Raw genomic sequence first — 12,373 nt, forward strand, 5'->3', positions numbered from 1 at the left:
AGAGGACTGATCATGGTCTTGCGTTCGGAAATTCTGGTGAACAAAAACGTGCTGCCTACTCAAGAACAAGCGTTGCCTGGGCGTGAAACCCCGATGGCCTTGCCACAGACCCACTTCGTCAATGGCAACCCGCTGCTCGGGCCCTTCCTCGATGACGTAGGGTTCGCGATCTTCGGCCTGGGTTGCTTTTGGGGTGCGGAGCGCAAATTCTGGCAACGCGACGGCGTGGTCAGCACCGTCGTTGGCTACGCTGGTGGCTACACGCCGAACCCGACCTATGAAGAAGTCTGCTCGGGCCTGACCGGCCACAGCGAAGTGGTGCTGGTGGTGTATGACCAGGCCAAGGTCAAGTACGAAGACCTGTTGAAGATGTTCTGGGAACTGCACAACCCCACCCAGGGCATGCGCCAGGGCAATGACATCGGCAGCCAGTATCGTTCGGTGATCTATGCCACCACCCCTGAACAACTGGCGGCGGCGCAAGCCAGTGCGCAGGCCTATCAGCAAGAACTGAGCAAAGCCGGTCTAGGCGAGATCACCACGCAAATCGATGAAGCGCCGACCGTGTATTTCGCCGAGGCGTACCACCAGCAGTATCTGGCGAAAAACCCGCAAGGCTACTGCGGTATCGGCGGCACAGGCGTGACCTGCCCGATCTGACGCGGTGTTTGCGGCTTTTTTGTGGCGAGGGGGCTTGTCCCCCGCTGGGCCGCGAAGCGGCCCTGAAACCAGGCTCCAGGGTTTATCTGGAAGTACTGTAGGGCCTATTTGGGGCCGCTTCGCGGCCCAACGGGGGGACAAGCCCCCTCGCCACAACAAGCCTCCTTGCCACAGCAAGCGCCCATACAAGTAGAGGCTGAGTTACTCAGCGATCAGCCAGTCCATTTGCCATCCGCCCTGGGTCTGACCAAGCTTCTTGGACAGCCACGGTAGCAGTTCACGCAACTCCTCTTCCAAACCCCAGGGCGGATTGGCAATCGCCAGGCCGGAGCCATTCAGGCTGTTGGGTGTGTCCAGCGGATGCACCAGCAACTCCACTCGCAGTAACTTCGGCGCACCGGTGCCGGCCAGGTCCTGATAGAAGCGACGCAACAGGCGCTGGTCCTTGACCGGGTACCAGATCGCAGCAACGGTCTGGCGCATACGCCCCACGGCCTCCTTGAGGGAGGCGGCGCAGCGCTGCATCTCATCGAGTTTTTCAAACGGCGGGTCAATCAGCATCAGGGCACGTTTTTCCGGTACCGGCAGCAGCGCCCGTGGCACATGCCAGCCTTCTCCCAGGTGGACCTTGACCCGTCGGTCGCCTTTCATGTTGTCCTTGAGCAGCACGCCGTCTTCCGGGTGTTTTTCATTAAGCAACACACGGTCCTGAGGCCGGGTCAGGCGCCGTGCCAGCTCTGGCGAGCCGGGGTAGTAGCGCAATTGACCATCCGGATTCATCTCGTGCAGCACCCGCATGTAATCGGTGGTCAACGCCGGCAGGTCCGCCTCCCCCCACAAACGGGCGATGCCTTCCAGGTACTCACCGGTGCGGTTGGCCTGGTCGCCCTGCAGGTCGTACAGCCCAATCCCGGCATGGGTGTCGAGATAGGCGAACGGCTGCTCCTTACGCGACATCAGGGCGATGAGGCGGGTCAAGGTCAGGTGTTTGAAGACATCGGCGTGGTTGCCGGCGTGAAAGGCGTGACGATAGTTCATGGTTGCTCCTGCGCAGGGGGCGGAGTTTACCTTTTACAGGGGCAAAGGTGCAGGGCTGGATGCCCGGCGGTGTGCACACCTTCACCATGGAACGGGTGAGCAGCCGAATCGACCCCATAAAAAACGGCCCGGCATCCCAGGGATGCGGGCCGCTTTCAGTTCAACCGACCATCAAGGCCGGCCGACACGCCTCACTTGTTGAGGTTGTAGTCTTTCTCGGCAGCGGCAAAGCGCTCAACCATACCGGCCGTAGGCTCGCCCTGCTTGCTCACGAGGTAGATTGCAATGCTGGCGAACAGGAAGCCCGGAATGATTTCGTACAGGCCCAGCAGCTCGAACTGCTTCCATACAATCACAGTGATCGCGCCGACCAGAATACCGGCCAGTGCGCCGTTGCGGGTCATGCCTTTCCACAGGACCGAGATCAGGACCACTGGACCGAAGGCCGCACCGAAACCAGCCCAGGCGTAACTCACCAGGCCCAGTACACGGTTTTCCGGGTTCGCCGCCAAGGCAATGGCGATCAACGCAACCAGCAACACCATGATCCGGCCGACCCAGACCAGCTCGAGCTGGGACGCGCCCTTACGCAGGAAAGCCTTGTAGAAGTCTTCGGTCAGGGCGCTGGAGCACACCAGCAGCTGGCAGCTCAAGGTGCTCATTACGGCAGCCAGGATAGCTGACAGCAAGACACCGGCGATCCATGGGTTGAAGAGAAGCTTCGCCAGTTCGATGAACACCCGCTCAGGGTTTTCGGTTACCGGGCCCGCGACTTCCGGGTGCGCCGAGAAGTAGGCAATGCCGAAGAAACCGACAGCCACGGTCCCGCACAGGCACAGGATCATCCAGGCCATGGAGATGCGACGCGCCTTGGCAATCGACTTCACCGAATCCGCCGCCATGAAGCGTGCCAGGATGTGCGGCTGGCCGAAGTAGCCCAGGCCCCAGCCCATCAGCGAGATAATGCCGATGAAGGTGGTGTTTTTCAGCATGTCGAAACTGGTCGGATCCTTCGCTTCAATGGCCAGGAACGTGGTGTCGACACCACCGGTAGCCAGCAACACGATGATCGGCGTGAGGATCAACGCGAAGATCATCAGCGTGGCTTGCACGGTATCTGTCCAGCTCACTGCCAGGAAACCACCGATAAAGGTGTAGGCAATCGTCGCAGCTGCACCGGCCCACAGCGCCGTTTCGTAGGACATGCCGAAGGTGCTTTCAAACAGACGGGCACCAGCAACGATGCCGGAAGCGCAGTAGATGGTGAAGAACACCAGGATCACCACCGCGGAGATAATCCGCAGCAGCCCGCTTTTGTCTTCAAAACGGCTGGAGAAGTAGTCCGGCAGCGTCAGCGCGTCGCCGTTATGCTCGGTCTGCACCCGCAGGCGACCGGCAACAAACAGCCAGTTCAGGTAAGCACCGATAATCAGGCCGATGGCGATCCAGCTTTCCGACAGGCCCGACATGTAGATGGCGCCTGGCAGCCCCATCAACAACCAGCCGCTCATATCCGAGGCGCCAGCCGAGAGTGCGGTGACGACGCTGCCGAGGCTGCGACCACCCAGAATGTAATCGGAAAGGTTATTGGTGGAGCGATAGGCCATGAGACCGATCAGCACCATTGCCGCGATGTAGATCACAAATGTGATCAGGGTTGGATTACTTACGCTCATTGAGTTACGCCCTGGCTTTGTTTTTATGTAGCGGCGGCCTGTCAGTCCGTCCACAAAAGAGTAGCTTGTTAGACGGAGTTGCGTGCCGCGCATTTATGACTGACGTTTCCCCAGGAAAGCCATCAGCCGATGAACCCTGCCCTTGCAGGCGGTTGCACCTTAGGCGCGAATGCTATTCAACAAAGCAAATAAGGTGCAACCAGTTTCGCGAGTTTTAGTTGCACCTGAGGATGTTTTTCGGCAAACGGCCCGTTTTTGCTCCTTTTCGGAGCAAAAACAACCGAACTCAGAAGTAAATACACCAGCACTTTACCGATTTCGCGGGGTGAAAACGTTTTCCTGACGAACTGCGCGAATTTCATCGACAAATTGGGTTGCACCCGGTTGCACCTGTGTCGGCGCAAAGCTAATCTTGCCGCCAGCTGATGCCACGCGGTAGTGGCACCCATGAGGATAAAAATATGGCTACGACCACCCTTGGGGTCAAACTCGATGACCCAACCCGCGAACGCCTCAAGGCGGCCGCGACCTCCATTGATCGCACGCCGCACTGGCTGATCAAGCAGGCGATTTTCAATTACCTGGAGAAACTCGAGGGTGGCGCAACCCTGACCGAGCTCAATGGTTCGGGCAGCAAGGATATGGATGACGCCGGCGAGGTGCAGGCCGACCACGCCCATCAGTGCTTCCTGGAGTTCGCTGAAAGCATCCTGCCGCAATCGGTCCTGCGCGCCTCGATCACCGCCGCTTACCGCCGTCCTGAGCCGGAAGTGGTGCCGATGTTGATCGAGCAGGCTCGCCTGCCCGCCGAAATGGCCGAAGCGACCAACAAGCTGGCGGCCTCGATTGCCGAGAAACTGCGCAATCAGAAGAGCGCCGGTGGCCGTGCAGGCATTGTTCAAGGCCTGCTGCAGGAATTCTCCCTGTCATCCCAGGAAGGCGTGGCACTGATGTGCCTGGCCGAAGCGCTGTTGCGCATTCCGGACAAAGGCACCCGCGATGCGTTGATCCGCGACAAGATCAGCACCGGTAACTGGCACCCACACCTGGGCAACAGTCCATCGCTGTTCGTCAACGCCGCCACATGGGGCCTGCTGCTGACCGGCAAACTGGTGTCGACCCACAACGAAGCAGGCCTGACGTCGTCCCTGAGCCGCATCATCGGCAAGAGCGGCGAGCCGATGATCCGCAAGGGCGTCGACATGGCCATGCGCCTGATGGGCGAACAATTCGTTACCGGTGAAACCATCGCTGAAGCCTTGGCCAACGCCAGCAAATTCGAATCCAAGGGCTTCCGCTATTCCTACGACATGCTCGGTGAAGCCGCACTCACCGAACACGACGCCCAGAAGTATCTCGCATCCTACGAACAAGCCATCCATTCCATCGGCAAGGCTTCCCACGGTCGCGGCATTTACGAAGGTCCGGGCATCTCCATCAAACTGTCGGCCCTGCACCCACGCTACAGCCGCGCCCAGTACGAACGCGTGATGGACGAGCTGTACCCGCGCCTGTTGTCCCTGACGCTGCTGGCCAAGCAGTACGACATCGGCCTGAATATCGACGCTGAAGAAGCCGACCGTCTGGAGCTGTCCCTGGATCTGCTGGAGCGTCTGTGCTTCGAGCCGAAATTGACCGGCTGGAACGGCATCGGCTTCGTGATTCAGGCTTATCAGAAGCGTTGCCCGTATGTGATCGACTACGTGATCGATCTGGCACGCCGCAGCCGTCACCGCCTGATGATCCGCCTGGTAAAAGGCGCGTACTGGGACAGCGAAATCAAGCGTGCCCAAGTCGAAGGCCTGGAAGGCTATCCGGTGTACACCCGCAAGGTATACACCGACGTTTCCTACGTTGCCTGCGCACGCAAGCTGCTGTCGGTACCGGAAGTTATCTACCCGCAGTTCGCCACGCACAACGCCCATACCTTGTCGGCCATTTATCACATCGCCGGCCAGAACTATTACCCTGGTCAGTACGAGTTCCAATGCCTGCACGGCATGGGTGAGCCGCTGTACGAACAAGTCGTGGGCAAGATCTCCGAAGGCAAGCTGAACCGTCCGTGTCGCGTGTACGCACCGGTCGGCACCCACGAAACACTGCTGGCCTACCTGGTACGTCGACTGCTGGAAAACGGCGCCAACACCTCGTTCGTCAACCGTATCGCCGACCAATCCATCTCGATCCAGGAGCTGGTGGCCGATCCGGTGGCCAGCATCGAGCAAATGGCTACGCTGGAAGGCGGTTTCGGCCTGCCGCACCCGCGTATCCCGCTGCCGCGTGACCTGTATGGCAGCGACCGCGCCAACTCGGCCGGCATCGACATGGCCAACGAACACCGCCTGGCATCGCTGTCCTGTGCCTTGCTGGCCACCGCCCACAACAACTGGAAAGCCGCGCCGATGCTGGGCTGCGAGTCCAGCAATGAAGTGGCATCGCCAGTGCTGAACCCCTCGGATCACCGCGATGTCGTGGGCCACGTACAGGAGGCGACTGTCGCCGACGTCGACAACGCGATCCAGTGCGCCCTCAGCGCCGCCCCGATCTGGCAGGCCACCCCGCCCGCCGAACGCGCCGCGATCCTGGAACGTGCCGCTGATCTGATGGAAGGCGAGATCCAGCCACTCATGGGCCTGCTGGCCCGTGAAGCAGGCAAGACCTTTGCCAATGCCATCGCCGAAGTGCGTGAAGCCGTGGACTTCCTGCGTTACTACGCAGTGCAGGCCCGCAACGATTTCAGCAATGATGCGCACCGTCCTCTGGGCCCGGTTGTTTGCATCAGCCCGTGGAACTTCCCGCTGGCCATTTTCAGCGGCCAGGTCGCTGCCGCACTGGCTGCAGGCAACCCGGTACTGGCCAAGCCTGCCGAGCAGACGCCACTGGTGGCCGCGCAGGCCGTGCGCCTGCTGCTGGAAGCCGGCATTCCTGAGGGCGTGTTGCAACTGCTGCCAGGCCAGGGCGAAAGCGTCGGCGCACGCCTGGTGGGCGATGAGCGCGTCAAGGGCGTGATGTTCACTGGCTCCACCGAAGTCGCGCGCCTGCTGCAACGCAATGTCGCCGGCCGCCTGGATGCACAAGGCCGCCCAATCCCGCTGATCGCCGAAACCGGTGGCCAGAACGCGATGATCGTCGACTCGTCGGCACTCACCGAACAAGTGGTCATCGATGTCGTTTCCTCGGCCTTCGACAGCGCCGGTCAACGCTGCTCGGCCCTGCGCGTACTGTGCCTGCAGGAAGATTCTGCTGATCGCGTCATCGAAATGCTCAAGGGCGCGATGGCTGAATGCCGTCTCGGCAACCCTGAGCGCTTGTCCGTGGACATCGGCCCGGTGATCGACGCCGAAGCCAAGGCCGGTATCGAGAAGCACATCCAAGGCATGCGCGACAAAGGCCGCACGGTGTACCAGGTGGCGATTGCCGACAGCGAGGAAGTCAAGCGCGGCACCTTCGTGATGCCGACCCTGATCGAGCTGGAAAGCTTCGACGAGCTGCAACGTGAGATCTTTGGCCCGGTACTCCACGTCGTGCGCTACAAGCGCAAGGAAATCGACCAGTTGATCGGCCAGATCAATGCTTCCGGTTATGGCCTGACCCTGGGCGTGCACACCCGTATCGACGAAACCATCGCCAAGGTGATCGACAACGTCAATGCCGGCAACGTCTACGTCAACCGCAACATCGTCGGTGCCGTGGTCGGCGTGCAGCCATTCGGCGGCGAAGGCTTGTCGGGTACCGGTCCGAAAGCCGGCGGCCCGCTGTACTTGTACCGCCTGTTGTCGACGCGTCCTACCGATGCGATCGAGCAATCCTTCGTACGCGCCGACACCTTGGTTGCACCGGATGTACGCCTGCGGGACGCCATGAGCCAGCCGCTGACAGCCCTGAAAACCTGGGCCGACAGCAACCAGTTCAGCGACCTGAGCACCCTCTGCGTGCAGTTCGCCGCCCAATCGCAAAGCGGTATCACCCGCCAACTGGCTGGCCCGACCGGCGAGCGTAACAGCTACGCCATTCTGCCCCGCGAGCACGTGTTGTGCCTGGCGGACGTGGAAGGCGACCTGTTGGCGCAACTGGCGGCTGTACTGGCCGTGGGTAGCTCGGCGGTATGGCCGGAATCTGACTTGACCAAGGCACTGTTCACACGCTTGCCGAAGGAAATTCAAGCGAAGATCCAGCGTGTAGCCGACTGGACCAAAGACGAAGTGATCTTCGACGCGGTCTTGCACCACGGCGACTCCGATCAACTGCGTGGGGTTTGCCAACAAGTGGCCCAGCGTGGCGGCGCCATTGTCGGGGTTCACGGCCTGTCTTCGGGTGAGACCGGCATTGCGCTGGAACGCCTGGTGATCGAGCGTGCGCTGAGCGTCAACACCGCTGCGGCGGGTGGTAACGCCAGCCTCATGACCATCGGCTAACTGAAGAAACGCGGTAAACAATGTGGGAGCAGGTTTGCTCCCACATTGATCGCATTGCAACTCTGCGCTTCTGTTCTGCCCCTCCATCACCCAAATCAATCTTGCTATCCAGCCTTTATTCTCGCACTTAGACTCAGGCCTATTCCCACACAGGTAAGCCGCCATGTCCGAGTCGCTGCTCAGTTCCCGCAATTTGGCTTTCGAGCTGTACGAAGTCCTCGATGCCGAGGGCCTGACCCAGCGCGAGCGGTTTGCCGAGCACAACCGTGAAACCTTCGACGCCGCCCTCGACACCGCTCGCAACATCGCCGAGAAATTCTTCGCCCCGCACAACCGCAAGGGCGATGAGAACGAGCCGCGCTTTGAAGACGGTCGGGCGATTCTGATTCCAGAAGTGAAACCGGCGGTCGATGCCTTCCTCGAAGCGGGTTTCCTCAACGCGGCCCGCAGCTTCGAAGTCGGTGGCATGCAATTACCGACGCTGCTGTCCCAGGCCTGTTTTGCGCACTTCCAGTCGGCCAACGCCGCTTCGACCTCGTACCCGTTCCTGACCATGGGCGCGGCCAATCTGATCGAGAGCTTTGGCACTGAAGCGCAGAAACAGCGCTTCCTGCAACCGATGATCGAAGGTCGCTTCTTCGGCACCATGGCGTTGACCGAACCCCATGCCGGTTCGTCGTTGTCGGATATTCGTACCCGCGCCGAGCCCGCGCCTGACGGCACCTATCGACTCAAGGGCAACAAGATATTCATTTCCGGCGGTGATCACCCGTTGTCGGAAAACATCGTGCACATGGTGCTGGCCAAGCTGCCGGACGCGCCCGCCGGGGTGAAGGGTATTTCGTTGTTTATCGTGCCCAAGTTCCTGGTCAACGACGATGGCAGTCTCGGCAAGCGCAACGACGTGTTGCTGGCCGGGCTGTTCCACAAGATGGGCTGGCGTGGCACCACGTCCACGGCACTGAACTTCGGCGATAACGGCGACTGCGTAGGCTATCTGGTGGGCAAGCCTCACCAGGGTCTGGCCTGCATGTTCCAGATGATGAACGAGGCCCGGATTGGCGTCGGCATGGGCGCGGTGATGCTCGGCTACGCCGGTTACCTTTACTCCCTGGAATACGCCAGGGAACGACCTCAAGGCCGCCTGCCCGACAGCAAGGACCCGAACACGGCACCGGTGTCGATCATCCAGCACGCCGATATCAAACGCATGCTATTGACGCAAAAAGCCTATGTCGAAGGGGCCTTCGACCTGGGGCTCTACGCCGCGCGGCTGTTCGACGACACCACGACCCTGGACACCGAGGCCGGACGCCAACAGGCCCACGAATTGCTGGACCTGCTGACACCTATCGTCAAATCCTGGCCTTCGGAGTTTTGTCTGAAGGCCAACGAGCTGGCGATCCAGATTCTCGGTGGCCACGGTTATACCCGTGAATATCCGGTTGAGCAGTACTACCGCGATAACCGCTTGAACCCGATCCATGAAGGCACCCATGGCATCCAGTCCCTGGATCTGCTGGGACGCAAGCTCGCGCAGAATGGCGGTTCGGGCTTGAAACAACTGATTCACCTGATCGCCGAAACCGGCGCACGGGCTCAGAAATACCCATCGCTCAGCGCGTTACGCGAACCGTTGGAACAGTTAGTGGCACGCTTGCAAAGCGTCACTCTCGGACTCTTGACCGACCTGGCACACGGCAAGGTCAACAGCAGCCTGGCCAACTCGGCGCTGTACCTGAAAGTGTTCGGGCATACGGTAATCGGCTGGCGCTGGCTGGAACAAGCGATTCGCGCCGAAAAAGGGCTGCGCGAGGGTAACGCTGGCGATGTCGCCTTCTACAAGGGCAAGCTCCAGGCCGCCCGGTACTTCCTGACCTGGGAAATACCGGGTTGCCATCACGAACTGGCACTTCTCGAGGCACGCGACGATACATGCCTGGGGATGCAGGATGAGTGGTTCTAGCTCTAAGGCTGGCCGATAGCCTTGGAGATCACCTCGACCGTGGCGCTGACTTGCTCTTGATAACGGTCGAGCTCCTGCTGGTGACGCTGCTGCATTTCAATCTGTTCGGCGCACAGGTTCAGCGCCGCCAGCACCAGCAGTTTGTCGCCGATCAGCGTCGGGTACCTTTTCTTGGTGATGGCCAGGGACGCCTTGAGCATCGTCACGGCGCTCATCAGGGTGTTGTCTTCCCCGTCCGGTGCCTTGATCGAGTAATCCTCACCGAGAATCGAAACGACCTTTATCCCCTCGGTGCCTGGATTCATGCGCTGACAGGACCTGCGCTCACGCGCTCAACCAACGCCTGAATCCGCGCGGCAGTAACGCCCTGCTTTTCTTCATGTTCCATGAGGCTAAGTTGCAAGCTGTCGTTCTCGTCCTTGGCGAGGGCCAGCTCCGATTTGAGCGACTCATTGGCGCCCAGCAGTTGTTGATTCTGCTGCACCAGGTCATTGACCAGTTGTTCCAGCTGGCTGAGAGATGTTTCTAACATTTTGATTTCTCGGGCTTTTTAAAAGGGCGGTGACGATAAAGAAAATTCACCTTGGAAGCCAGGGATATCCTGGCGCGCAGCCTTGATTTTAAAGCTCGGGCCACGCTTTGGAGCCTTAGTGACTGCAATTATGCAATCTGGTTCCTGAATCCCCACAGATCCTCTGCGGTTCAGGCTGTGTTTTTTGGGTAAGGGCCACCCGCAAGCTGGACACCCTTGCCAGTCATTACGCAAAAAACCTTTTTGACAGCACCGCAATTCAACAGGTTAGAATCGCTGGCACGCAGACTGCATGGTCAGTCTGCGCCTCGCCTTTCTTTCTGGAGTACTGCCTTTGAATGCGACAACCATCAACAGCCTGTTCTTGATCGGCGCGTTGCTGGTGAGTGCGAGCATTCTGGTGAGCTCCCTTTCGTCGCGCCTGGGCATCCCGATCCTGGTGATCATCCTCGGCGTGGGCATGCTCGCCGGCGTCGATGGCGGCGGCATTATCTTTAACAACTACCCCACGGCGTATCTTGTCGGCAACCTGGCCCTGGCGGTGATCCTACTCGATGGTGGTTTGCGCACCCGGGTCTCAAGTTTCCGCGTAGCGCTGTGGCCGGCGCTCTCGCTGGCGACGATCGGGGTGCTGATCACCACCGGTCTCACCGGCATGGCCGCCGCCTGGCTGTTTGATCTCAACCTGATTCAAGGCCTGTTGATCGGCGCCATCGTCGGTTCTACGGACGCCGCGGCAGTGTTCTCGTTGTTGGGCGGCAAGGGCCTCAACGAACGGGTAAGCGCGAGCCTGGAAATCGAATCTGGCAGTAACGACCCGATGGCGGTATTTCTCACCGTCACCCTGATCGACATGCTTGCCAGCGGCCAGACCGGCCTGCAGTGGAGCCTGTTGACCCATCTGATACGCGAATTCGGCATTGGCGGCATCTTCGGCCTGGGCGGCGGCTGGTTGATGTTGCAGATGGTCAACCGGATCAATCTGGCCAACGGCTTGTACCCGATCCTGGTGATCGCCGGGGGGCTGTTCGTTTTCGCCCTGACCAACGCCGCGCACGGCAGCGGCTTCCTCGCTGTGTATTTGTGCGGCCTGGTGATCGGTAACCGTCCCGTGCGCAGCCGCCATGGCATCCTGCACATGCTCGACGGCATGGCCTGGCTCGCGCAGATCGGTATGTTCCTGGTGCTGGGCCTGCTGGTAACGCCCCATGACCTGCTGCCCATTGCCCTGCCGGCCCTCGGCCTGGCGTTGTGGATGATCCTGTTCGCGCGGCCGCTGTCGGTGATGATCGGTTTGCTGCCGTTCAAAGCCTTCCACGGTCGGGAAAAAGCCTTTATCGCCTGGGTGGGCTTGCGCGGCGCAGTACCGATCATTCTTGCGGTGTTCCCGCTGATGGCCGGGCTGCCCAATGCCCAGCTGTACTTCAACCTGGCGTTCTTTATCGTCCTGGTGTCGTTGCTCGTCCAGGGCACCAGCCTGCCGTGGATCGCAAAATGGCTGAAAGTCACGGTCCCCCCAGAGCCTGCGCCGGTCTCCAGAGCGGCCCTGGAAGTTCACGTCACCAGCGAGTGGGAACTCTTCGTTTATCGCCTGGGAGCTGAAAAGTGGTGCATCGGCGCCGCCCTGCGTGAGCTGAAAATGCCCGAAGGCACACGTATCGCCGCCTTGTTTCGCGGCCAGCAACTACTCCATCCGTCGGGTAGTACCGTGCTGGAAGTCGGCGACCTGCTCTGCGTGATCGGCCATGAGCACAACTTGGGAGCGCTGGGCAAATTGTTCAGCCAGGCACCCCAGCGTGGCCTTGACTTGCGCTTCTTCGGCGACTTCGTGTTGGAAGGCGACGCTCAGTTGGGCGCGGTTTCGGCGCTGTACGGGCTGAAGCTCGACGGTATCGACCCGAACATGCCGCTAAGCCGGTTTATTACCCAGAAAGTCGGTGGCGCGCCGATCGTGGGCGACCAGGTCGAGTGGAACAACACCATTTGGACAGTCGCCGTGATGGACGGGAACAAGATCGGCAAAGTCGGCGTCAGATTCCCCGAAGGAAGTCGCCCGGGGCCCGGACTCTTCCTCTAAACTGCGGAG

At 60.3% G+C, this 12,373-nt stretch carries 9 protein-coding genes; 4 read left to right on the forward strand and 5 right to left on the reverse strand.

Annotated features, from left to right (window positions below; translation table 11 throughout):
- The first annotated feature begins 12 nt into the window (after positions 1 to 12).
- Entirely contained in the window at positions 13 to 660 is a 648-nt protein-coding gene (gene msrA, locus BLU75_RS20390; protein WP_084379704.1) for a peptide-methionine (S)-S-oxide reductase MsrA, read from the forward strand.
- Between the two features lie 201 nt (positions 661 to 861).
- Here the strand turns inward: msrA and BLU75_RS20395 are convergent, their stop codons facing one another.
- The 3 genes from BLU75_RS20395 to BLU75_RS27535 form a co-directional block, all read right to left on the reverse strand.
- Positions 862 to 1,698, reverse strand: a complete 837-nt coding sequence (locus BLU75_RS20395; RefSeq protein ID WP_084379705.1) for a 23S rRNA (adenine(2030)-N(6))-methyltransferase RlmJ — start codon at positions 1,696 to 1,698, stop codon at positions 862 to 864.
- Positions 1,699 to 1,889: 191 nt separating this feature from the next.
- The gene (gene putP / locus BLU75_RS20400; protein WP_084379706.1) at positions 1,890 to 3,374 is read right to left on the reverse strand and encodes a sodium/proline symporter PutP; all 1,485 of its coding nucleotides are present in this window, start codon (positions 3,372 to 3,374) and stop codon (positions 1,890 to 1,892) included.
- A 176-nt stretch (positions 3,375 to 3,550) separates the two neighbouring features.
- Positions 3,551 to 3,754, reverse strand: coding sequence for a hypothetical protein (locus tag BLU75_RS27535; RefSeq protein ID WP_231982583.1), 204 nt, complete (start codon positions 3,752 to 3,754; stop codon positions 3,551 to 3,553).
- A gap of 81 nt (positions 3,755 to 3,835) precedes the next feature.
- Between BLU75_RS27535 and putA the strand changes: the two genes are divergently transcribed.
- A complete protein-coding gene (putA, locus tag BLU75_RS20410) occupies positions 3,836 to 7,789 on the forward strand; it encodes a trifunctional transcriptional regulator/proline dehydrogenase/L-glutamate gamma-semialdehyde dehydrogenase (RefSeq protein ID WP_090221548.1) in 3,954 nt (1,317 codons plus the stop codon).
- Positions 7,790 to 7,952: 163 nt separating this feature from the next.
- Positions 7,953 to 9,755: an acyl-CoA dehydrogenase gene (locus BLU75_RS20415; protein ID WP_084379709.1), complete on the forward strand. Its 1,803-nt coding sequence runs from the start codon at positions 7,953 to 7,955 to the stop codon at positions 9,753 to 9,755.
- 2 nt (positions 9,756 to 9,757) lie between these two features.
- On the opposite strand, the gene BLU75_RS20420 is transcribed toward BLU75_RS20415, so the two are convergent.
- Positions 9,758 to 10,060: a cell division protein ZapA gene (locus BLU75_RS20420; protein WP_084379710.1), complete on the reverse strand. Its 303-nt coding sequence runs from the start codon at positions 10,058 to 10,060 to the stop codon at positions 9,758 to 9,760.
- Positions 10,057 to 10,287, reverse strand: coding sequence for a hypothetical protein (locus BLU75_RS20425; RefSeq protein ID WP_084379711.1), 231 nt, complete (start codon positions 10,285 to 10,287; stop codon positions 10,057 to 10,059). The genes BLU75_RS20420 and BLU75_RS20425 overlap by 4 nt, the downstream gene beginning before the upstream one ends.
- Positions 10,288 to 10,621: 334 nt before the next feature.
- Here BLU75_RS20425 and BLU75_RS20430 point away from each other — a divergent pair, with 334 nt between their 5' ends.
- A complete protein-coding gene (locus tag BLU75_RS20430; protein WP_084379712.1) occupies positions 10,622 to 12,364 on the forward strand; it encodes a potassium/proton antiporter in 1,743 nt (580 codons plus the stop codon).
- Positions 12,365 to 12,373: the final 9 nt, after the last annotated feature.

It is taken from the genome of Pseudomonas mucidolens (genome assembly GCF_900106045.1).
Taxonomy (GTDB): domain Bacteria; phylum Pseudomonadota; class Gammaproteobacteria; order Pseudomonadales; family Pseudomonadaceae; genus Aquipseudomonas; species Aquipseudomonas mucidolens.

Coding starts and splice junctions, on each gene's coding strand:
- msrA (WP_084379704.1), top strand. CDS start 13: ATGGTCTTGCGTTCGGAAATTCTGGTGAACAAAAACGTGCTGCCTACT.
- BLU75_RS20395 (WP_084379705.1), bottom strand. CDS start 1,698: ATGAACTATCGTCACGCCTTTCACGCCGGCAACCACGCCGATGTCTTC.
- putP (WP_084379706.1), bottom strand. CDS start 3,374: ATGAGCGTAAGTAATCCAACCCTGATCACATTTGTGATCTACATCGCG.
- putA (WP_090221548.1), top strand. CDS start 3,836: ATGGCTACGACCACCCTTGGGGTCAAACTCGATGACCCAACCCGCGAA.
- BLU75_RS20415 (WP_084379709.1), top strand. CDS start 7,953: ATGTCCGAGTCGCTGCTCAGTTCCCGCAATTTGGCTTTCGAGCTGTAC.
- BLU75_RS20420 (WP_084379710.1), bottom strand. CDS start 10,060: ATGAATCCAGGCACCGAGGGGATAAAGGTCGTTTCGATTCTCGGTGAG.
- BLU75_RS20425 (WP_084379711.1), bottom strand. CDS start 10,287: ATGTTAGAAACATCTCTCAGCCAGCTGGAACAACTGGTCAATGACCTG.